Here is a 21822-nt window from a genome sequence, read left to right on the forward strand (position 1 = left end):
ATGGCTGCCGGCCTTCAGAAGCTCAGGGTATTTGACCAGTCGGCACTGCCGCCTCTGGTGGCTGATGCTGCGCCTGAAAAAGGCTCTCAAGACGAGAGTGAAAAACAGAGCGAAAAAGAGACTGAAGGATACTGGCGCCCATTATTGATACTGACTGCTTTTTTGATTTTTTGTAGTTTGATGCTCAGCGCCTATTCGCAGACGGTGATGTGGTTAGATAAGCCGATTGCTGAAGTCAGAATTATTGGCGATACAAAATACCTTAATAAACGCGTATTGGCAGAAAAGCTCGCGGCAGGTATCAATGCACCGTTAATGAATGTTGATATTGCGACCTTGCGTGAAACGATTTTGGACGACCCTTGGGTGCATGGCGCAAAAATCAAACGAGACTGGCCACCGGCTGTTGAAGTGACGATTGATGAGCAAATACCGGTAGCTCGCTGGGGCGGTAAAGGTTTGCTTAATCATCAGGGGGATATTTTCTGGCCTGAATCGACCCAAGGGTATTTGTCTTTACCTGTTTTAAATGGTCCAGCGACCCAGACGCAACAATTGATGGCGCAATATCATGATTTGAGTCGGTTATTTCAAGGCGCTGATGTTAAAATGACAGGACTCTCAATGGAGGCAAGAGGCGCGTGGTCTCTTGTTCTGGATAACGGAATAGAAGTGATCGTCGGGAGAGAGCAGTTGCGGGAAAGGTTACAGCGCTTTTTACATGTATATCAAAAAGAGTTAGCGCCACGTGCTGAGCAGATAGAGAAAGTAGATATTCGGTATACCAATGGTGTTGCTGTGAAGTGGCGTAAGCATGAAGAACAGGTTAAGGCGGGTTAAGAAAGTATGTCAGATGATAACATGATCGTCGCACTGGATATCGGCACCTCTAAAGTGGTGTGCCTGGTAGCCGAAGTTATGCCGGATGGCCATATCGAGGTTGTCGGTATTGGTTCGCATCCGTCGCGGGGTCTGAAGCGTGGGGTCGTGATCAATATAGAATCGACGGTCGGATCGATTCAGCGCGCCGTTGAAGAAGCTGAATTGATGGCCGGTTGCAAGATACACTCTGTCACCGTTGGCATTGCGGGTAGCCATATCAGCAGTCTGAACTCACATGGCATTGTCGCTGTGCGTGATCGTGAAGTAATGGATCATGATCTGGAGCGCGTTATCGATGCCGCCAGTGCGGTGGCCATTCCTGCTGATCAGAAAATTCTGCACATCCTGCCGCAGGAATATCTGATTGATAACCAGGAAGGCATTAAAGAACCGCTGGGCATGTCTGGTGTGCGTTTAGAGGCCAAAGTACATCTGGTGACGGGCGCGATTAATGCGATACAGAATATTGAAAAATGTGTGCGTCGTTGTGGGTTAGAAGTCGATGGTGTGGTGTTGGAGCAATTGGCCTCCAGCTACGCAGTACTGACCGATGATGAAAAAGATCTCGGTGTTTGCATGGTGGATATTGGTGGCGGCACCACCGACATTGCCATTTTCACCGGTGGCTCAATCCGCCATACTGGCGTGATTCCGATTGCCGGCGATCAGGTGACCAATGATATCGCCATGGCATTACGCACGCCGACACAACATGCCGAGCAGCTCAAGATAAAATACGCCTGTGCATTGGCACAGTTGGCTAATGTAGACGAAACCATCAAGGTACCGAGTGTCGGTGATCGGCCACCGCGTGACCTGTCTCGTCAAGCACTGGCCGAAGTGGTTGAACCACGTTATGACGAATTATTGTCCATGGTGCAGGCGGAGTTACGCCGCAGTGGATTTGAAGATTTAGTGGCTGCCGGTATTGTGTTGACCGGCGGTACCGCGAAAATGGAAGGGGTGGTCGAACTGGCAGAAGAGATCTTCCATATGCCGGTACGCCTGGCGATGCCGCAGGGCGTGCGCGGAATGGACGACATTCTGCATAACCCGATTTTTGCGACCGGTATTGGTTTGCTGCATTACGCCAGTCAGGGCGGGCGGGCTGGCAGTGCCTCATCGGTACGTATGCCTTCTAAAGCAGAAGTGCTGGCGGGTGAGAAGCGCGCTACACCACCGATTGTTGCAAAACCAGTCTACGAAGGCCCGGGGCTTGTTAGCCGGGTAAAAGATTGGTTTAAAGGAAATTTTTAATTTATCCGATACTTCAAATGGTATCGGTATCGATCAGTATCGCCGGGTTGCAGTTAAAGGCGTGGAATCCGACAGGAGAATGAAATGTTTGAACTATTAGACAGTGTTCCACAGAATGCAGTGATCAAAGTGATCGGTGTAGGCGGCGGCGGCGGTAATGCTGTCGAACATATGGTTAAAACTGATTTGGAGGGCGTTGATTTTTTGTGTGTCAACACAGATGCTCAAGCGCTTGCGAAGATGTCAGCCAAAGGCTTGCTTCAGCTCGGAGCCTCTACGACTAAAGGTTTGGGCGCAGGCGCAAATCCTGAAGTGGGGCGTCTGGCAGCAGAAGAGGATCGGGAGCATATCGCTGAGTTGCTCAAAGGTGCTGATATGGTCTTTATTACCGCTGGAATGGGTGGGGGCACGGGTACAGGTGCGGCACCTATTGTTGCAGAAGTGGCTAAAGAGATGGGTATTCTGACCGTTGCTGTTGTGACCAAGCCATTTCCGTTTGAAGGCCGTAAGCGTATGAAGCTTGCTGATGAAGGGATTACGGAATTACGTGAAAACGTAGACTCACTGATCATTATACCAAATGAAAAGTTGATGAAAGTGCTGGGTCGTAACTGCAGTCTGATATCTGCATTTAATGCCGCAAATGATGTGTTGCGCGGAGCCGTACAGGGCATCGCAGATTTGATCACTCGTCCGGGTATGATCAACGTCGACTTTGCAGACGTGCGAACCGTGATGTCTAAAATGGGCATGGCGATGATGGGTACTGGAACAGCACGAGGAGAAGATCGTGCAACAGTGGCGGCTGAGGCAGCAATAAACAGTCCATTACTCGAAGATGTCGACCTGAAAGGGGCGAGTGGTATTCTGGTAAATATCACTGCGGGTCTGGATCTGAGCTTAGGAGAATTTACTGAAGTCGGACACATCGTTGAAGAATATGCTGCTGATGACGCGACCATCGTTGTGGGTACGGTAATCGATCCTGAAATGAAAGATGATATTAAAGTGACCGTCGTTGCTACCGGTTTTGACAAGCGTCTGGAAACCGTTGAGGCGGTAAAACCGACTCATCAGCGTAGCGAAAATAAGGCTAAGTTTAATCAAATAGAGCTGCCTTCGGTTTTACGTCGTCAGAAGCAGGAAGCACTGGTTGAGCCTGTGAAAAACTCGGAGCATAAGACGGATAAACAGCAAGATGTTGATATGTTGGATATACCCACATACCTTCGTCGACAGGTTGATTAAGATCAGTCTTAGCGGTGGCATTGGTTGCCGATTTGGCGCTTTTTTGTTACTATTTTGAGTTATTGAGACATTTTTCATATTGGCGGACGCATGATCAGACAAAGAACCCTGAAGAACAGTATTAAGGCTACCGGAATTGGTCTGCACACCGGCCAAAAAGTGTATTTAACGCTTAAACCGGCCTCTGTAAATACGGGTGTTGTTTTTCGCCGTACTGATGTTGAGCCTGTAGTTGATATTCCAGCGCGCACCGAAAATGTAGCAGATACAACATTATCTACCAACTTGAGTAAGGATGGTGTTCGTGTTGCTACGGTTGAGCATTTGCTATCTGCTTTGGCGGGATTAGGCATCGATAATGTTATTGTCGAGTTGAGCTCTGAAGAAGTACCGATTATGGATGGGAGTGCAGCGCCGTTTGTATTCCTGATTCAATCAGCGGGTATCGCTGAGCAGGAAGCTGCTAAGCAGTTTATCCGTATTAAAAAAGAGATCAAAGTTACTTCTGATGGCAAGTCAGCTACTTTTCGTCCTTTTGATGGCTTTAAAGTCGGCTTTAGCATTGAATTTGAGCACCCTGCTTTTGAAGGTCGTAACAAAGAAACCACATTGGACTTCTCAAGCACCTCTTTTGTGAAAGAAGTAAGCCGGGCGAGAACGTTTGGTTTCATGCGTGACTTTGAATACTTGCGTTCACAAAACCTTGCCTTAGGTGGCAGCTTGGAAAATGCGATTGTTGTTGATGACTACCGTATTCTGAATGACGATGGTTTGCGTTACGATGACGAATTTGTGAAGCATAAAGTGTTGGATGCGGTAGGTGATCTGTATCTGCTGGGTAAAAGCTTAATTGGTGAGTTTATTGGTTATAAATCAGGCCATTCTCTGAACAATTTATTGCTGAATAAGTTGTTGGAAACAACGGATGCCTGGGAAATTGTTACGTTTGAAGATCAGGAGCAAAAAGCTCCGATCTCTTATCAGCAGCCGGTTCTGGCTGATTAAATTGTATGATTATTAGAATGCCGGGCTTTAGCCCGGCTTTTTAATATATAAAGAGAAACAGGTTACAACTTTATTAGTGCGGCGGTTGAAATTCTTAATATAGCCCTAATAAAACAGAGTATTGATTTTACTATTTACCTTTATAATCATACCTTAATAACAAAAGTGCAGACGCTTTCGCTTCTGGAACCTACGGAAAGATAATTTATATATGCTGACCTCATTGTTTAAAAAAGTCTTTGGTAATAAAAACGATCGAGAGTTAAAGCGTATGGGTAAGCTGGTTAAGCTGATCAATGCGTTTGAAGAAGAGATCGAAAAACTGTCAGATGCTGAAATAATAGCCAAAACAGAAGATTTCAAACAGCAAGTCGCTAATGGCACTACCCTTGAAACGATTCTTCCTGAATCGTTTGCGTTAGTTCGTGAGGCATCTAAACGCTCCATGGGTTTGCGTCACTTTGATGTGCAGTTAATCGGGGGTATTACGCTGCATGAAGGTAATGTCGCAGAGATGCGTACAGGTGAAGGTAAAACGCTGGTAGCGACCTTGGCTGTTTACCTGAATGCGCTGGAAGGCAAAGGGGTTCACCTGGTAACGGTAAACGATTATCTGGCAAGCCGCGATGCTGAATGGATGCGGCCCTTGTATGAAGCTTTGGGGTTAACGGTGGGTGTTGTTTTATCACGTCAGGACCCTGAAGTTAAACGTGCAGCGTATGCCGCAGATATTACCTATGGTACTAACAACGAATTTGGTTTTGATTATCTGCGTGACAACATGGCATTCAGTCTCGCTGAGAAAGTACAAAGAGATTTTCATTACGCGGTGGTCGATGAAGTCGATTCGATTCTGATTGATGAAGCCCGAACACCTTTGATTATTTCTGGCCCGGCTGAAGACAGCTCCGCTATGTACCAGAAAGTCAATCTCCTGATGCCTCACCTGACGCGCTTTGATGGCGAAATAGATCCCAAAGACACTGAACAAAATATTCATGAGCACTTTGTTGTTGATGAGAAAAACCGTACTGTCGAGTTGACGGAGGCGGGTCATCAGGTCATTGAAGAGTTGTTGACTAAAGAAGGTATCCTGGCAGAAGGTGAGAGTTTATATGCGCCACATAACCTTAATCGCCTGCATCATGTATTAGCGGCCCTTCGTGCACATAATCTTTTTATTCGTGACAAAGATTACATTATCCAGGATGGCCAGGTCGTTATTGTCGATGAGCATACCGGGCGTATCATGCCAGGTCGTCGTTGGTCAGAAGGTTTGCATCAGGCTGTTGAAGCGAAAGAAGGCGTGCCTATTCAGTTGGAAAGTCAGACGCTGGCATCGACCACATTTCAGAACTACTTCCGTCTTTATCAGAAGTTATCCGGTATGACAGGAACAGCGGATACTGAAGCATTTGAGTTGCGTCAGACTTATGGTTTGGATGTATTGGTCATTCCAACGAACCAGCCGGTAGCGCGAATTGATTCAAACGACATTATCTTCCTCACTATGGAAGAAAAATATGACGCGATTATTAAAGAGATTCGCGACTGTCGTGAACGAGGTCAACCTGTACTGGTCGGTACCGCATCGGTAGAGTCTTCTGAACTGATCTCTAACTACCTTAATAAAGCCAATGTTGAGCACAATGTGCTGAACGCGAAAAACCATGAGCGTGAAGCGACAATCATTACTGAAGCCGGACGACCTGGCGCGGTGACCATCGCCACTAACATGGCCGGACGTGGAACGGATATTAAGCTCGGTGGTAATCTGGAAGCTGAACTGGAAGATCTGGTTAATCCGACAGAGGACGATCTCAAAGCCGCTAAGGAAGATTGGCAGGCTCGTCATGAAACAGTATTAGCAGCGGGTGGCTTGCATATCATTGGTACTGAGCGTCATGAGTCTCGTCGTATCGATAATCAGTTACGTGGTCGTTCAGGTCGACAGGGTGACCCTGGTTCATCACGCTTCTTCTTATCATTGGAAGATGATTTGATGCGTATCTTTGCTTCTGACCGTGTGCGTGGCTTTATGCAAGCGCTGGGTATGGAGAAAGGCGAAGCGATTGAGCATAAAATGGTGTCCAACGCGATTGAAAAAGCTCAGCGTAAAGTGGAAGGGCGTAACTTTGATATCCGTAAGTCATTATTGGAATATGATGACGTGGCCAATGATCAGCGTACCGTTATTTACAATCAGCGTAATGAGCTGATGGCCGCTGATGATATTTCTGACACTATTGCCGCGGTACGCCAAGAGGTAATCGACAACTCTATTAGTAACCATATACCTCCACAGAGTCTGGCTGAACAGTGGGATATTGCAGGATTAGAGCGTGCTTTAGAAGCGGAATTCTCTTTGGCTCTGCCGGTTCAGCAATGGCTTGATGAAGATAGTTCGCTTCATGAAGAAACGTTGCGGGAGAAAATTCAGGCGGAAATTACGGGAGCTTACGAGGTTAAAGCGACTATTGCTGGTGAGAAGAGTATCCGTTTATTTGAGAAGCAGGTTATGCTTCAGGTGCTTGATACGTTATGGAAAGAGCATCTGCAAACCATGGATCATTTGCGTCAGGGTATTCATTTACGGGGTTATGCACAAAAAAATCCTAAACAGGAATATAAGCGCGAGTCGTTTGCACTGTTTCAGGAACTGCTTGAAAATATTAAGCGCGATGTTATTAAAATCCTTAGCCATGTTCAGGTGCAAATGCCTGAAGAGGTTGAGGCCGTTGAACAGCAACGTCGCGAGCAATTAGAACAACAGCAGATGAATTTTGAGCATCAAAGCAATACTAGCTTTGCCGATGAGGTAAATGAAGGTAAAGCCGCCGATGCAGATAGAAATCCAGATGACAGGGTCATGCCTCCGCAGGAAACATTCGTCAGAGACCAGCCCAAGGTTGGCAGAAATGAGCCGTGTCCGTGTGGTTCTGGTAAAAAATACAAGCAGTGTCACGGGCAATTAAATAAGTGATCACTATTCATAACAGTTAATATTTGAAAGCAGCTTTGGCTGCTTTCTTTGTTTTGTTAAGAGTTTTGTTAAGAGTTTTGTTAAGAGTTTCTTTGAGAGGAAAATAACATGGCAGTAGGTCCGGCAACATTACCAATACTTCATCCTGTAAGCGGTGTGCGTTTGGGTATCGCTTCTGCTGGCATTAAAAAACCTGGCCGCAAGGATGTGGTTGTTATCGAAATCGCTAAGAAGGCAACACTCGCTGGCGTTTTTACCAAAAATGCATTTTGTGCAGCGCCGGTTATTGTTTCTAAAGCGCACTTACAGCAGGGAAAAAATCGTTACCTATTGATTAATACGGGTAACGCGAATGCAGGCACGGGCGAGAAAGGCATGAAGAATGCTTATGCTTGTTGTAAAGCGCTGGCCGAAGTCGCTACCACGGCTAATGCTGAGAGTACTGAGCTTAAGGTGAAGAAAGAAGACATCTTACCGTTCTCTACCGGTGTTATCGGTGAGCCGTTGCCTGTTGAAAAAATCGTTGCCGTTTTGCCTGATGCATTAGAGAGTCTGGATGAAAACCGCTGGGCAGAAGCGGCAGAAGGAATCATGACGACAGATACACGCCCTAAAGGGGCCTGTGTTCAGTTTGTTTATGAAGGTAAAACCATCACGGTAACCGGTATCTCCAAAGGCGCAGGCATGATTATGCCTAATATGGCGACCATGCTGGGTTTTGTGGCAACAGATGCCGCTGTGAGTGCGGATCTGCTTCAGGCGCTGTTAACTGAAGCGGCAGATTTAACCTTCAATCGCATTACCATTGATGGTGATACCTCGACGAATGATTCTTGTATGCTGATTGCGACTGGAAAGTCAGGCGCAGAGGTTACAAAAGAGAATGACACCCTATATCGCTTGTTCAAAGACGCTTTGCATCAGGTGATGCTGGAATTGTCATTGGCCATTGTTAAAGACGGTGAGGGCGCTACTAAGCTGGTAACCATTCGGGTCGAACAGGCTGCATCACAGCAAGAAGCATTGGCAACTGCTTATACCGTCGCACATTCGCCGCTGGTGAAAACCGCACTGTTTGCCAGTGACCCGAACTGGGGGCGTATCCTGGCAGCAGTCGGAAGGGCTGGTATTGAAAACCTGCAGCTGGATAATTTGCAAATCTATCTTGATGAAGTGTGTATCGTTGAAAAGGGTGGGCGAGCTGATAGTTATACAGAAGAAGCCGGAAAAAAGGTCATGAGTCAGGAAAATATCCTGATTAAAATTGTACTAAATCGTGGCACGATCAACGAAACAGTATGGACCACCGACCTCTCAACTGAGTACGTCACTATTAACGCAGACTACCGTAGTTAATAGATGATAATTCATGTCGCGGCGGCGGTTATAGAAGACGGCTTGGGTAATATTTTCCTCGCAAAACGTCCTGATGATAAACATCAGGGCGGATTGTGGGAGTTCCCCGGGGGAAAGGTTGAATCGGGAGAATCGCCCACAACCGCTTTGATTCGCGAGCTTGATGAAGAAGTCGGAATTCAGGTAACCGAGAGTCATCCTCTGATTCAGGTTCCTTATCATTACGCCGATAAATCTGTGTTTTTAGATGTGTTTCGAGTGACTGCTTTTACCGGGACAGCCTGGGGTAAAGAAGGGCAGGAAGCCTGCTGGGTACCGGTTAACGAACTGGATTCCTACTCTTTTCCTGCGGCAAATAAGCCCATCCTGAATGCTGTTCTCTTGCCAGAGAAAGTGTTGATAACGCCAGCCTGTGAGTCTTTATCAGAGTGTCTTGAAGGTATCAAAGTAGCTATGGGTAAACATGACCTAACGTGGGTTATGTTGAGGCAAAAACAGTTATCAGACGAGGATTATTGCCATTGGGCAGTGGCTATCAGTGCTGATATAAAAGCCGCTATAAAAGATCATGTTAGTAAGAGTGCATTGCTGACATTAAACTGTTCGGTTGAACTGGCAAATCGCTTGAATGCGGATGGACTGCATTTGACATCAGCGCGTTTAATGTCGCTTACATGCAGAGAAGAATTTACCGGGCGCTTTTTGGGTGCCTCATGTCATTCTCTTGAAGAATTGAATCAAGCGGCAGCACTGAAGTGCGATTACGTGACTCTATCTCCTGTGAATGCGACGGGCAGCCACCCCGAGACACCAGCCATCGGCTGGCTCGAGACTGAAAAATTGATTTCAGAAACCGCACTGCCGGTATTGTTATTGGGAGGAATGCACGCAGATGATTTATCGCGTGCGTTTAACATTGGGGCGCACGGTATCGCGGCTATTAATGCCTGGTGGACTTAGGTAAAGAGTTTTGGATGAAATCACCTTCGCTATACTCATCCAGATCATCTACGGAGGGTGAAGCGGGTATTTGATACTCTTCGCTGGCCCACGCACCTAAATCAATCAATTTACAGCGCTCACTGCAGAAAGGCCGGGATTCATTCTTTGCATCCCAAATGGATGGCCCGCCACATTGCGGACATTTAATCTTCTTCATACGCGGTACTCGTTAACAGCCAATTCACGTAATTTTATATCCAATAGTTTTATCTGATTTTTCAGGTTGTCTAAGGTGCTGCCGTTTTCTAACACGCTATCGGCAAGATCAAGGCGTGCTTGTCGGCTAAGTTGAGCTGCCATAATACGTTTGATCTGCTCTTCGTTATTAGCATCGCGAGAAGCCGCACGTTCAACCTGTAGATTTTCAGGCAGATCAATAACAACGACATGATCAACCATTTTATGCTGATCTGTTTCCAGTAGCAGAGGAGAGGCAAGAATGATAAAGGGTGACATGCCTTGGTAACTGTCTATTTTATCCATAATGCGGTGGCGGATAATAGGATGTAGTAATTGTTCCAGCCATTCACGGGATTTGGTGTCTGAAAACACGGTTTCTCTTAAGTGAGCGCGATCTAAGCTTCCATTATCGGATAATATAGCCGGGCCAAAGTGCTCAACAATCCTGGTTAATGCCGCTTCGCCTGGTTCCACGACTTCACGCGCAATAATATCAGCATCAATAATGGGCCTGCCCAGTGCTTCAAACTGCGCTGAAGCCGCACTTTTCCCGCTACCAATTCCACCCGTTAAACCAACCACCAACATAATAAAACTCACTTAATGATGTTTCAAAATTTTCAGAAAAACCAATATTCACTATAACATCAAAAGATAGGCTGCTGTTATCTGATCACCCCAGAGTAGCGCTATCCAACCGGCAATCGCTAAATAAGGCCCGAAGGGGAGTGGGTTTTGAACTTCGTGTTTTCTCGATAACATCAGGATAACCGCCAGAATAACACCGGTGACTGAAGAGAGTAAAATGATTAAAGGCAAGGCCGTGGCACCACACCAGGCTCCCAGTGCCGCCAGGAGTTTGAAGTCACCATAGCCCATGCCTTCTTTACCCGTGAGAAGTTTAAATAACCAGTAAATAGACCAGAGGATCAGATATCCGAGAGCGGCTCCCCACACGGCGGAAGACAATGATGTGAAGCTATCCTGAGAGTTGATCAGCAGGCCCAGCCATAAGAGTGGCAGTACTATTCTGTCGGGTAGCAGTTGATGGTCAATATCAATAAAGGTTAATGCCACTAAGCTCCAGGTGAAAAATACGGCGGCTAATCCATAAGCATTGAAACCAAACTGGTATACAGCAACAACACTCAATAGTGCGGTTAACAGTTCAATCAAAGGGTATCGTAACGATATAGAGGTTTTACAGTGTGAACATTGGCCGCGTAAAAACAGATAACTAACAACAGGGATGTTTTCATACCAGCGGATCTTATGTTGGCAACTGGGGCAGGTGGATGCCGGCGTGGCCAGATTGAAGGTTTCCTTAGAGTCCTTTTTATCCGTGCTATTGATATCATCTGATTGGCTATCGGGTAACGCTTCTTCTACCAGGCTTGCTTGCCATTCGCGCTCCATCATCACCGGGATTCGGTAGATCACGACATTTAAAAAGCTGCCGACTAATAAAGCGAAAACAAAGGTAAACATTGCCGCATATAGCGGTTCAGCACTAAGCCAGGTTATCAAGGGCGTCATCTTGTCTTTTTCACCAAACTAAATAATATATAAAGGCATAATCAATGCCTACGTAACTGAAAGGCTACACGACATTACCTAGCTGGAAGATCGGCAGATACATGGCGATAACCAAGCCGCCTACTAAAATGCCCAGCACGGCCATAATCATCGGTTCCATCAGGCTGGAAAGGTTGTCCACTGCATTATCGACTTCCTCTTCATAGAAGCTGGCGACCTTGTCGAGCATCCCATCCAAAGAGCCTGCTTCCTCGCCAATAGCGATCATCTGTATCGCCATGTTGGGAAACACACCTGTCATAGTGACTGCGTTTTGTAAGGATTGGCCGGTAGAAACACCGTTACGGATTTGAATAATGGCGGTGCGATAAACAACGTTTCCGGCTGCACCGGAGGCTGAATCTAAGGCATTCACCAGCGGGACACCGGCAGCAAAGGTGGTTGATAATGTTCGCGCGAAACGAGCAATGGCTGCTTTGTGTAATATTTCACCTAACACAGGTAGTTTGAGTACCGCTCTATCAATAAAGTCGGCAAATTTTTGAGACTTTTCTTTCATTTTGACAAAAGAAAAACCGATTAGCATTATGCCAATTAGTGCAATAAACCAATAGGTTTGAGCGAACTCTGACAGTCCAACTACAAATTGTGTAAACGCAGGTAGTTCAGCTCCAAAGCTTGAGAAGACACTTTCGAATTGAGGCACTACTTTGACCAGCAGAATAGCGGAAACAATAATACCGACTACTAACACCGCGGCTGGGTAGGTCATCGCTTTTTTAATCTTTTTCTTTAATGATTCCACTTTTTCTTTATAAGTAGCAATACGGTCAAGCATGGTTTCCAGGGCACCGGATTGTTCGCCGGCGCTTACCAGGCTGCAATAAAGTTCATCAAAGTATTTAGGGTGGTCGGCTAGTGATGCTGCAAAGTCCTGACCGCCATTCACGGACGCGCGAATGTCGTGAATCAGTTCTTTGACTTTGGTTTTTTCAACGCCGTTAGCGACAATATCCATCCCCTGCAGAAGAGGTACACCCGCGCGCATCATGGTGGCAATTTGTCGGGTGAAATAGGCAATATCTAAGGGTTTTATGGGTTTGCTTTTATCACTAAACAGGGATCCTGAGGATTCCTTAGCCACCTTTTTTGGTAGAATGCCTTGTTTGCGCAGCAGTGCCTTTGCAGTTGCTATATCGGTCGCATCAATTTTACCTTTACTTATATTGCCGCTTTTGTCTTTGCCCTGCCAGCTATAAGTAACGGATTTTTTTTGTTTGGCTGCCATCTTTATCTGTTCCTTTTTCTGCTATCAGGTTTTAATAACTCGGTTCATCTCTTCCAGGCTGGTGAGGCCTTGAGCCACCTTATCCAGTCCGGTTTGGCGAAGTGGTCTGAATCCTTGTTCGCGGGCAATACGGATAATATCGATAGAGGAGCCATTATTCATAATCACTTCTGCTATTTCAGGGGTCATAGGTAGCATCTCATAAATACCTACGCGGCCTTTATATCCACGTGTGCACTTAGCGCAGCCGTCAGGATTGGCTTCATACAGCGTCATATTGTGCATTTGTTCAGGGGTAAACCCTTCTTCCATTAATGCTGCTTCTGGTACAGACGAAGCGCGTTTACAAGGCTCGCATAAACGGCGTGCCAAGCGTTGAGCAATAATTAAGCTGACAGAAGTAGCCACGTTGAACGACGCGACACCCATATTGCGTAATCGGGTGAGCGTTTCCGGCGCGCTGTTTGTGTGAAGTGTAGACAGCACCATATGGCCGGTTTGCGCGGCTTTTACTGCGATTTCAGCGGTTTCAAGATCGCGAATCTCCCCGACCATGACCACATCCGGATCCTGTCGCAGGAAGGAGCGTAACGCTTCGGCAAAGGTTAAACCGACTTTGGCATTTACATGCACCTGGTTAATTCCTTCAAGGTTTATCTCAACAGGATCTTCCGCGGTAGAAATATTCAATTCAGGTGTGTTAAGTATATTGAGGCCTGTATACAGCGTTACCGTTTTACCACTACCGGTAGGGCCGGTAACCAGGATCATTCCTTGTGGTTTGTGTAAAGTGCTCATGTACAGATCATTCTGCACCTGGCTAAAGCCGAGTGCATCAACCCCCATTTTGGCACTGGAAGGATCGAGAATACGCAGTACTATTTTTTCACCCCAGAGGGTAGGGAGCGTGTTAACACGGAAATCAATGGCGCGGTTTTTAGATATCTTCATCTTGATACGGCCATCTTGTGGCATACGTCTCTCAGAGATGTCCATCTGTGACATGACTTTTAAGCGCGCCGATAAGCGTTTGGCAAGGTTGTTAGGTGGTTTGGCAATTTCCTGCAAGATACCATCTATACGGCTGCGGATACGGTAGCTTTTTTCATAAGGCTCAAAGTGAATATCGGATGCGCCTTTTTTGATGCAGTCGAGTAAGATTTTGTTTACAAAGCGCACAATGGGAGCATCTTTGGAGGCATCTTCACTGCTTTGCTCTTCCTCTTCCTTGGCGCTACCGTCGTCAATTTCCAGAGAGTCTAGATCGGTGTCCTCGAGCTCTTCAAGCGCTGATCCCTGTCCATCAAGGAACGCCTCGATAAACTGTTTGAGTTTATCTTCCTCAACTATGACACCTTCAGTGGTAATTCCTGTATGAAATTTAAATTCATCCAGTGCCTGAATGTTGGTAGGGTCTGCCAGCGCGATATAGAGCCGGTTGTCTCTTTTAACTAGGGGAATAGCGTGGTGCTTGGAGATTAAATTGTCGGATACCAGCCCCTGTGGGATGGTATCAGTATTGACACAGTTGAGATCCAGCAAAGGTAAACCAAATTCATCTGAAGCTGCGCTGGCGGCACGATGTGCACTTACCAAACGTTCATCAATGATGTGGCTGATAAAAGGTTTTTGAGAGGCACGCGCTTTTTCAATCGCATTACGGGCTACATCCGCAGAGAATACGCCGTCTTTAACCAGTCTTCTGGCTAGGCCGCTTAAAGGTTGCTGGACCTGCATGTACTCTCCTTTTTGAAAATTGCTCTTTGGTAAACTGTTACGTCACTTTGTGAGCCTTTGTCTTTGTCTGTCTTTTTCCAAAGATGATCCGATTCACAAGTCATTAATAATTATAGGCTAAAATCTTGGCCGCAACAGCACAAACACAAATACTATATAAAGGATAAATTTTTTTATATTAGATTTAACAAATTTTTAATTGCCTCTGTGGAAATTACAAAAAGCTAGTCTACACTGGTCTGTAAGTACTTCTTACACAAGGTACCGATACAAGGAAATACGGATTCACCAATTTAAATATTACTTTTAATTTTCGAAAAGTCGCTGGAGAAGCACACATGAGAAACATGAAAAAACAACAGGGTTTTACATTGATCGAGCTGATGATCGTAGTAGCGATTATCGGTATTCTGGCAGCGATTGCATTGCCTGCGTATCAGGATTACACAAAAAGGGCACATGTTACTGAAGGCTTGACGTTGGCTGCAGCAGCAAAAACAGCAGTGACAGAATATTACTCCTCACAAGCTACTTTTCCCACGACTAATGCAAGTGCAGGACTCACTCCAACAGCAACAGATATAAATGGAAATGCAGTCACGTCTGTGGCTGTTGGTACCTCTGGTGCGATAACAGTAACATACAATGGGAAAGTAACATCTGGTGCAACAGTAATCTTACTGCCAACGGCAGCGTCGGGTGGTGTTACATGGACTTGTAATACTGGTACAGTTGCGGATACGTTCCTTCCAAGTAATTGCCGATAAAAGCTATAATTATCAACCCGCTATCATCATAGCGGGTTTTTTTTGCTCAAGTAATACTGCGCTGGCTTTAGCAAAGTAGAAATATCCCACCTAGCGATTACCCTCATACATTAAGTATTTCCTTTTTTATCAACAGCTTTGAATCTTTTATTCTTTGTTTTTATCTAACTTCAAAGTATTATCTTTTATTGATTACTCACGTTAGGTTGGTCTGATTTTCTATGAAGCGTACAATAATTATCCTCCTTATCGCTGCTTCTATAGCAGTTACTCTCTATATCAACCAAACCAAAAAACTCATTCCGCCAGAAGTTAAGGCAAAAATTGAGCAAACCTTGTTGGATGATGCGTTGTTTCCTGCGCGGCCTGTGTGGTGGAGTGATGATAAAATTCTCGCATTGGGTATCGTTGCTAACGGTATTAGCGGTGATGAGGCTGCTAAAAAAGCCTGTGAATTGTTATCGGGGCGTTCTTTACCTGTGTCAGGATTACTTATTGAAATTTATGATGTGGTTAAGATTCAAAAGTCTGATGATTGGGGCTTGCTTGGATCAGCTAAGTGCCTGTAAAGAGATGCTCGTAAAAGAAGTGTCCGTAAGTGAATGCCCATCAGTGAAGTTTGCATAAGCTGAAAAGGGTGAGTTCTCAGCTTATTTAATTCAGCCACTGCTTGGCGGTGGCTAAGATATACTCACATTAAGAACTGGGTTTTAAACCATCCCCACAAGCCAAGTGAGTAGTTGGGGAATATATCAATCCCCAGTGCTGATTTAATCAGATACAGAACTATCAGTCCTACGATTGTTGCAAATAACAAAAACGAAGCCACAGCGAAGGCGGTGGCTATGCGTGATAAGTCTTGTTCGCGTCGAGAAAGATCACGTTTGTTGCGCCCTGCCAGAAAAACAAAATAATAGCGCCAGCGCCAGAATTTCAGGGTACCTCGCAGATCAACAGGGTGTTGTCCCCACTTGCGTGCGCCAAAAGCGATTTTAAGCGCGGCGAGCTGCTCTTGGGTGAAGGATTCTTTCAGGTCTTCCGGTAGGCGATCTTTTAAGCCGTCTATAAAAGGATCGTTTTGCACTATATAGCCCTTGTTCAGACGCTTCTTAATTAGAGTATTCAGTTAGATCAAGCGCATCGATAGATCGATGGCGCGGCAGTGTTTGGTGAGCGCTCCTATCGATATGTAATCAACTCCTGTTTGAGCAATATTGAGAAGGGTGTCTTCGGTAATATTGCCAGAGGCTTCCAGTTTAGCCTGAGCGCTGTTTGCTAGTGCTTTATTAATAGCAACCGCTTCGCGTAGCTCTTCTGGCGCAAAATTATCCAGCATAATGATGTCGGCATGTGCATCTAACGCTTGTTGGAGTTGTGCCAGTGTTTCCACTTCTACTTCTACTTTTTTGCCGGGAGCCGTTTTCTGGGCGGTTTCAATCGCTTGTTTAATCCCGCCGCATGCCATGATGTGGTTCTCTTTAATCAGAAAAGCATCATAAAGACCAATGCGGTGGTTGTAGCATCCACCACAGGTGACGGCATATTTTTGTGCCATTCGTAAACCAGGAATGGTTTTACGGGTATCGAGTAAACGAACCGAAGTGCTGGCCACCTTATCCGCGTAGTGTTGGCTGATAGTGGCGGTGCCGGATAGGGTTTGTAAAAAATTAAGTGCACAGCGCTCTGCTGTGAGTAAAGATCGTGCTGACCCTTTAGCAGTAAACAGCACCTGATCAGGCTTTACCCGGTCGCCATCTTTGATTTGCCATTGGATCTGCATGTTAGAGTCGACCTGACGAAACACTTCATCAACCCATGCGGTACCGCTGATCACTGCTGATTCGCGTGAAATGACGCGCGCCGTTGCTTGCTCTGTTTCACAAATCAACAGAGCAGTAATGTCGCCACTGCCGACATCTTCTGTCAGTGCTGCTGTAACATTGGCGTGTATAACAGGTTTCAGGTCAGTGATAGTTAACATAGTGATCCGGCTTTTTTGTTAAAAGGGTTTGATTAAAGGGTTCTATTAAAGGTTTGATTAAAGTATTTAATAAAGGGTTGTCTAACTGCTTGTATAAACATTGCATGCTAAAATGTTGTCATTAATCGTTTGGCAATTTTAGCCCAATACTAACAAGGCGAGTAGGTTAAGTGCTGAAAACAACGTATAAAATTGAAAATGGCTTACTCTCCGGCTGCCAATGGTGCCCGTCGCCTAATTATAATGCGCGTCCGTTGCCTAATTACAGCGCACGTCCAGCGTCTAATGAAAGCTCACTTAATCAAGACATGTTAGTGACCGCTATTGATCTGCTGGTGATTCATAATATAAGTTTGCCCCCAGCGCAGTTTGAAAACGGTTATATCGAAGCTTTTTTTCAAAATATTTTGCCTGTTAACGACCACCCCTATTTTGCTGAAATAGCGGACTTAAATGTGTCGGCGCATCTGCTGGTTACGCGAAGCGGTAAGGTTATACAGTTCGTCAATTTGAATGAGCGCGCCTGGCATGCGGGTGCCTCTTGTTTTGCCGGGCGTGTCAATTGTAATGATTTCTCGATCGGAATAGAGATGGAAGGTACCGATCATCTTGCCTATACCTATCAACAATATCAGGCGCTGGCGGCTGTCACGTCTGCTATTCGGGTTGCTTACCCCGCTATCTCAACATCTTCTATTGTCGGGCACTCTGATATCGCACCGGGACGAAAAACTGATCCGGGAGAATCATTTAATTGGCCTTATTTTTTTCAGTTGATTAGCGCTGCTGATGAAACTAGCTGTGATGATCATCACTCACGCTTTAATGACCTGGACCTTAATGAATCAGCTCTGAATGAGCCAGGTCTTAATTTGCCAGATGCTAAGGAGCAGCAGGTATGAAGTTTCTTGCGATATTGTTTGTATTAGCTTTACGTAGATTCACTCAGTACAAACCGTTGTCGATATTCAGCTCCGAACAACATTGGTCAGCGCGCTTTATTATTGCTGGTGTATTTTCGCTGGCTGTAGAGTGGGTGTTGATAACCTTGTCAGGTGTGGCATATGGGCTAGCGACGCTAATTTTGCAGTGCCTACTGTTTTTTTATCTGGTGGTCAGGCCAAGCCCTGCGGGGATGTTGGATCAGTATATTGGGTATATACAGCGAGGGGATGTCGAGGCGGCTTATCTGCATGCTTCGGGCTTTTTGGCCTTGTCATCAAATGAAATAGAAACGGATGAGACGTTGGAAGCTGAGGTTTTCGATAAGTATGTTGTCTTAATGTTTAATCTTTTCTTTTTACCCTTGTTGATGTTCTGGATGTTGGGGGCTGTAGGATTAATTTTTGCCGTACTGGTGTTTGATTTTAGTGATGACAGCACACGTACGCCCGCTTTCTTTAAGCTGTTAAGACGAGCCCTGCAATTTCCGCTGATCTTTACCTATTATATTTGTGGTCATTCTGTGGCGGTATGGCCTGTGATTACATCGGGTAGGTTTTCCGATGCTGGCTTAGTGGCGGCGGCCCGTGATGCCATAGCTAAGGATGAAAAGCTGGCTTTATATAGTATTACTTCTTTAAAAAGCCTGCATGAGAGGGTGTTATTGGTCTGGTTGCTCCTAATGGGACTTAGTGTGATTTTTGGTGTGAGTTCGCCGTTGTATTAACGCTATAACTGATAATTATTTTCATTTATCATACGTTTTTGAATTTTTATATATCTGGTTGTTTTTAATGTCCTCACTGCTGTCGGTTGAATCTCTTTCCTGTGCCTATGCTAACCATGTGATTGTCGAAGGTGTCAGCTTCTCAATTAGAGAGGGAGAGATAGCCTGTCTGTTAGGGCCTAGCGGTTGTGGTAAAACAACCTTGTTGCGTGCGCTGGCAGGTTTTAATCCGGTTGCTGCTGGTTCTATTCGTATTCAGGGGCAGGAAGTCTCATCCACGTCGGCAACGCTTCCTCCTGAGAAACGCCAGATGGGCATGGTGTTTCAGGATTATGCGCTTTTTCCTCATCTGAGCGTCGCGGATAACATCGCTTTTGGGCTTAAGAATAAAAGTCGGGCTGAAAAAAATGAGATTGTTCTCTCAATGCTACAGCTGGTGAGGTTGCCTGACCTGTCAAAACGTTTTCCTCATGAGCTTTCGGGTGGGCAGCAGCAGCGTGTGGCATTGGCGCGAGCATTGGCGTCGCGCCCTCGTTTATTATTGATGGATGAGCCTTTTTCAAATCTGGACACTGAGATGCGTAAAGAGCTGTCGCTAGAGGTGCGGGATATTATCAAACAGCAGGGAATTGCGGCGGTTGTGGTAACGCATGATCAGGAAGAGGCGTTTGTTATCAGTGATGTGCTGGGTATTTTAGCAGACGGAAAGCTGCAGCAGTGGGGTACAGCCGAATCGCTTTATTACCGTCCGGAATCTGTGCAGGTGGCTAAGTTTGTCGGTGATGGCGAGCTGTTTGATGGCACTTGTCTGGCAGAGGCGCGTGTTGAAACTGAACTGGGTCTGCTTGAGTTCGCCGAACCGTTATCACTAAGCCCGCAGCAAGCGATTAAGCTTTTCATCCGTCCGGCAGATATTTCACCAGTGGTTTACAGTGAAGCGCATACCAAAGCGCAGGTGTTAAGTCGCGAGTTTATGGGTGAAGCGACGCGCTATCGTCTGCAATTAGATTCTGGCAGAGCGGTATCGGCGCTGGTGCGAGAGTTGCTGCCGTTTAAGATCGGAGATGTTGTCGGTATTGAGGTCGCGGTGCACCGACCAATTGTTTTTCCCGCCTAACGTAAAATCTATTTTATAGACTATGATTTTAACTTGTTGATCCAATTCAAGTGAGTTGCCAGGGCAGAGCGTGCGGCTGCGAGGTAAGGAGTGTTTTTTGCGTCTCTCATTTTTATCCCCTTTTGTTATAGCTTGTATCGCATTGTTTTTTTCCGCTTTTTACTTTCATCCGAATATGGGGGGCGAGGGTTTATTTATTCCTCTTAATTCAATAGTGTGGATAGCGACAGCGTTTGTGATTCTTCTGGCTGTTTGGAGAATGTGGCAACAGCAGACAATTCGGATGCCTGCTTTCTTTGGTTTGATCTTAGCGATGCCGATGTTAATTCTGTTAACCGGTTTTATTGTCGGGATGGAGCAGCCTCTTTCCTGGATGTTGCGTATATCAGCGATCCTGCTAGGTTTTTTGCTGTTTTTTGGCTTGTTTCAATTTAAAACTTCTCGTCGAGATGTTAACAGCTGCTTGTATGTTTTGTGTGGCGCATTGTCGTTACATGCTGTGGTTGGTGTTATACAGCTGTTACCAGGGGCTCTTCTATCCAACTTTATACCTAATGTTTACGACCCAATATCTATTGGTATGTTTCAACAACCAAATGTTCAGGCTAGCCTTATGGCAACGGCCATTGCTTTATCGGTTTATCTAATAAGTTCGCCGGATTTTCGTGGACGGCCTGTGTGGGTTAAATCGCTGCCCCTCATATGTTTATTGTTGTCCACTTTTGCGTTGATGAGTTCAGACTCGCGTGTCGGTCTATTGGGAGGGAGTGGTGCGTTGGTATTGATACTGCTGTCGCGCTTTAGTCTGCTTAAGTTACGCCGCGGCTGGGCGTTAGGAATGCTGCTGGTGTTACTCGCAGGTGGTGGTTCAGGGCTTATTATTAATGATGGAGCCCTGCGTGCTTATTCGAAAATAGAGCAGTTGAGTGGGCAAGGGCAGGATATTCGTAAAGATGTTTATCGTATTAGTTGGGAGATTATTAAAGATAAGCCGTTGTTAGGGCATGGGATTGGCAGTTTTCAGCAAGTGTTTCATGAAAAAGCTGCTGAATATCAGTTAAAAACCGATGGTTTTAATTTAGGACTGTGGTTTTCACATCCGCATAACGAGTTGCTATTGTGGGGTATTGAAGGTGGTGCTGTTGGGCTGTTGGCTTTTCTTTTTGCAATTGTTGCGGTGCTTTGTCAGCTAATTTGTTTAGGCTGGCAGCGCGGAGGAGCGATGGCGGCATTATTGCTCCCTATTGCTCTACATACTCAAGTTGAACATCCATTTTATGTATCGGCTTATCATTGGGTGATGTTCTTATTTCTATTGTTTGTCGTTTTTAATCAATCGGGAAGTAAGGTTTACCCTTTGCGTGTGAGCTTTGCAGCAGGGGCGCTAATCAGAGGGTTATCAATTATGCTTATGCTTGTAGTGCTTTGGTTTTGTACTACATCCTTATATTACTCTAACCGTATTGTTCATATGCTTTATTCGGACAAAGCTAAACTTGCAGAATTAAACGCGATTCAACAACATCCTTATTTTTCTGAAGTAGCAACGCGTTTATTATTAGCTCATTTTTCTGAAGCGGAGAAGTTATCGAAGGGGACCAGTGTAACGTTAGAATATGTTGAGTGGTTGGAAGTGTATATCAAGCATGTGCCTGATATAGGTGTTTTTATAGACCTGATTCGTGCCTATGCTTATCTTGGTGATTCTGAGAAGGAGCAGGCTACCATTGATCGCGCCCTTTATCTATATCGCGGTCATCCTTTGATATTGAAAACAGCTAAAGAAGTGAAAGAGAAATATAGTGTTGATTAAT

The 21822-nt window shown here is 45.5% G+C and carries 20 protein-coding genes; 13 read left to right on the forward strand and 7 right to left on the reverse strand.

All coding sequences use genetic code 11. The features are described 5' to 3' along the window. The 7 genes from BM099_RS13960 (at position 1) to BM099_RS13990 (ending at position 9691) form a co-directional block, all read left to right on the forward strand. On the forward strand, positions 1-840 hold the full coding sequence (locus BM099_RS13960; protein ID WP_090728745.1) for a cell division protein FtsQ/DivIB: 840 nt from the start codon (positions 1-3) through the stop codon (positions 838-840). Between the two features lie 6 nt (positions 841-846). Continuing rightward, positions 847-2139: a cell division protein FtsA gene (gene ftsA, locus BM099_RS13965; RefSeq protein ID WP_090728746.1), complete on the forward strand. Its 1293-nt coding sequence runs from the start codon at positions 847-849 to the stop codon at positions 2137-2139. A gap of 84 nt (positions 2140-2223) precedes the next feature. Further along, positions 2224-3387, forward strand: coding sequence for a cell division protein FtsZ (gene ftsZ, locus BM099_RS13970; protein WP_090728747.1), 1164 nt, complete (start codon positions 2224-2226; stop codon positions 3385-3387). Positions 3388-3477: 90 nt separating this feature from the next. After that, positions 3478-4392, forward strand: a complete 915-nt coding sequence (lpxC, locus tag BM099_RS13975) for a UDP-3-O-acyl-N-acetylglucosamine deacetylase (RefSeq protein WP_090728748.1) — start codon at positions 3478-3480, stop codon at positions 4390-4392. 211 nt (positions 4393-4603) lie between these two features. Next, positions 4604-7375, forward strand: coding sequence for a preprotein translocase subunit SecA (gene secA / locus BM099_RS13980; protein ID WP_090728749.1), 2772 nt, complete (start codon positions 4604-4606; stop codon positions 7373-7375). A gap of 108 nt (positions 7376-7483) precedes the next feature. Beyond that, positions 7484-8731 (forward strand): bifunctional glutamate N-acetyltransferase/amino-acid acetyltransferase ArgJ, encoded by a 1248-nt coding sequence (argJ, locus tag BM099_RS13985; protein WP_090728750.1) that lies wholly within the window; start codon positions 7484-7486, stop codon positions 8729-8731. Between the two features lie 3 nt (positions 8732-8734). After that, positions 8735-9691, forward strand: coding sequence for a Nudix family hydrolase (locus BM099_RS13990; RefSeq protein ID WP_090728751.1), 957 nt, complete (start codon positions 8735-8737; stop codon positions 9689-9691). Here BM099_RS13990 and yacG read toward each other — a convergent pair. The 5 genes from yacG to pilB all read right to left on the reverse strand — a co-directional run bounded on the left by yacG (position 9672) and on the right by pilB (position 14474). Beyond that, positions 9672-9890, reverse strand: a complete 219-nt coding sequence (yacG, locus tag BM099_RS13995) for a DNA gyrase inhibitor YacG (RefSeq protein ID WP_090728752.1) — start codon at positions 9888-9890, stop codon at positions 9672-9674. The two genes, BM099_RS13990 and yacG, sit on opposite strands and share 20 nt — an antisense overlap. Beyond that, positions 9887-10513: a dephospho-CoA kinase gene (gene coaE, locus BM099_RS14000; protein WP_244889945.1), complete on the reverse strand. Its 627-nt coding sequence runs from the start codon at positions 10511-10513 to the stop codon at positions 9887-9889. The genes yacG and coaE overlap by 4 nt, the downstream gene beginning before the upstream one ends. A 39-nt stretch (positions 10514-10552) precedes the next feature. Then, a complete protein-coding gene (locus tag BM099_RS14005; protein WP_090728754.1) occupies positions 10553-11449 on the reverse strand; it encodes a prepilin peptidase in 897 nt (298 codons plus the stop codon). Positions 11450-11513: 64 nt separating this feature from the next. Continuing rightward, a complete protein-coding gene (locus tag BM099_RS14010) occupies positions 11514-12737 on the reverse strand; it encodes a type II secretion system F family protein (RefSeq protein WP_090728755.1) in 1224 nt (407 codons plus the stop codon). 24 nt (positions 12738-12761) lie between these two features. Next, positions 12762-14474 carry a type IV-A pilus assembly ATPase PilB gene (gene pilB, locus BM099_RS14015; RefSeq protein ID WP_090728756.1) on the reverse strand — a complete coding sequence of 571 codons (1713 nt, stop codon included), beginning with the start codon at positions 14472-14474 and terminating at the stop codon, positions 12762-12764. 338 nt (positions 14475-14812) lie between these two features. Here pilB and BM099_RS14020 point away from each other — a divergent pair, with 338 nt between their 5' ends. Further along, positions 14813-15241: a pilin gene (locus BM099_RS14020; protein WP_269750489.1), complete on the forward strand. Its 429-nt coding sequence runs from the start codon at positions 14813-14815 to the stop codon at positions 15239-15241. 221 nt (positions 15242-15462) lie between these two features. Further along, positions 15463-15810, forward strand: coding sequence for a hypothetical protein (locus BM099_RS14025; RefSeq protein ID WP_090728757.1), 348 nt, complete (start codon positions 15463-15465; stop codon positions 15808-15810). 122 nt (positions 15811-15932) lie between these two features. Here BM099_RS14025 and BM099_RS14030 read toward each other — a convergent pair whose 3' ends face one another. Beyond that, positions 15933-16325 (reverse strand): 3-phosphoshikimate 1-carboxyvinyltransferase, encoded by a 393-nt coding sequence (locus BM099_RS14030; protein WP_244889946.1) that lies wholly within the window; start codon positions 16323-16325, stop codon positions 15933-15935. Positions 16326-16367: 42 nt separating this feature from the next. After that, positions 16368-17222 (reverse strand): carboxylating nicotinate-nucleotide diphosphorylase, encoded by an 855-nt coding sequence (gene nadC / locus BM099_RS14035; RefSeq protein ID WP_090728759.1) that lies wholly within the window; start codon positions 17220-17222, stop codon positions 16368-16370. Positions 17223-17392: 170 nt separating this feature from the next. Between nadC and ampD the strand changes: the two genes are divergently transcribed. From ampD to BM099_RS14055, 4 genes are all read left to right on the forward strand, one after another. Next, complete coding sequence (gene ampD / locus BM099_RS14040; RefSeq protein ID WP_332311455.1) at positions 17393-18124, forward strand: 1,6-anhydro-N-acetylmuramyl-L-alanine amidase AmpD; 732 nt, start codon at positions 17393-17395, stop codon at positions 18122-18124. Next, a complete protein-coding gene (locus BM099_RS14045) occupies positions 18121-18891 on the forward strand; it encodes a hypothetical protein (protein WP_090728760.1) in 771 nt (256 codons plus the stop codon). The genes ampD and BM099_RS14045 overlap by 4 nt, the downstream gene beginning before the upstream one ends. Before the next feature lie 67 nt (positions 18892-18958). Beyond that, positions 18959-20008: an ABC transporter ATP-binding protein gene (locus BM099_RS14050; RefSeq protein WP_090728761.1), complete on the forward strand. Its 1050-nt coding sequence runs from the start codon at positions 18959-18961 to the stop codon at positions 20006-20008. Between the two features lie 97 nt (positions 20009-20105). Continuing rightward, the gene (locus tag BM099_RS14055; protein WP_090728762.1) at positions 20106-21821 is read left to right on the forward strand and encodes a PglL family O-oligosaccharyltransferase; all 1716 of its coding nucleotides are present in this window, start codon (positions 20106-20108) and stop codon (positions 21819-21821) included. Position 21822: the final 1 nt, after the last annotated feature.

This window comes from Neptunomonas qingdaonensis, from assembly GCF_900113275.1.
In the GTDB taxonomy this organism is placed as follows: Bacteria; Pseudomonadota; Gammaproteobacteria; order Pseudomonadales; family Balneatricaceae; genus Neptunomonas; species Neptunomonas qingdaonensis.

Bases quoted from the DNA above. Each gene is read 5' to 3' on its own strand.
- BM099_RS14025 (WP_090728757.1), top strand. From the start codon at position 15,463: ATGAAGCGTACAATAATTATCCTCCTTATCGCTGCTTCTATAGCAGTT.
- argJ (WP_090728750.1), top strand. From the start codon at position 7,484: ATGGCAGTAGGTCCGGCAACATTACCAATACTTCATCCTGTAAGCGGT.
- BM099_RS14005 (WP_090728754.1), bottom strand. From the start codon at position 11,449: ATGACGCCCTTGATAACCTGGCTTAGTGCTGAACCGCTATATGCGGCA.
- BM099_RS14050 (WP_090728761.1), top strand. From the start codon at position 18,959: ATGTCCTCACTGCTGTCGGTTGAATCTCTTTCCTGTGCCTATGCTAAC.
- ftsZ (WP_090728747.1), top strand. From the start codon at position 2,224: ATGTTTGAACTATTAGACAGTGTTCCACAGAATGCAGTGATCAAAGTG.
- pilB (WP_090728756.1), bottom strand. From the start codon at position 14,474: ATGCAGGTCCAGCAACCTTTAAGCGGCCTAGCCAGAAGACTGGTTAAA.
- yacG (WP_090728752.1), bottom strand. From the start codon at position 9,890: ATGAAGAAGATTAAATGTCCGCAATGTGGCGGGCCATCCATTTGGGAT.
- ftsA (WP_090728746.1), top strand. From the start codon at position 847: ATGTCAGATGATAACATGATCGTCGCACTGGATATCGGCACCTCTAAA.
- BM099_RS13990 (WP_090728751.1), top strand. From the start codon at position 8,735: ATGATAATTCATGTCGCGGCGGCGGTTATAGAAGACGGCTTGGGTAAT.
- BM099_RS14010 (WP_090728755.1), bottom strand. From the start codon at position 12,737: ATGGCAGCCAAACAAAAAAAATCCGTTACTTATAGCTGGCAGGGCAAA.
- nadC (WP_090728759.1), bottom strand. From the start codon at position 17,222: ATGTTAACTATCACTGACCTGAAACCTGTTATACACGCCAATGTTACA.
- secA (WP_090728749.1), top strand. From the start codon at position 4,604: ATGCTGACCTCATTGTTTAAAAAAGTCTTTGGTAATAAAAACGATCGA.
- lpxC (WP_090728748.1), top strand. From the start codon at position 3,478: ATGATCAGACAAAGAACCCTGAAGAACAGTATTAAGGCTACCGGAATT.
- BM099_RS14045 (WP_090728760.1), top strand. From the start codon at position 18,121: ATGAAGTTTCTTGCGATATTGTTTGTATTAGCTTTACGTAGATTCACT.
- BM099_RS14020 (WP_269750489.1), top strand. From the start codon at position 14,813: ATGAGAAACATGAAAAAACAACAGGGTTTTACATTGATCGAGCTGATG.
- BM099_RS13960 (WP_090728745.1), top strand. From the start codon at position 1: ATGGCTGCCGGCCTTCAGAAGCTCAGGGTATTTGACCAGTCGGCACTG.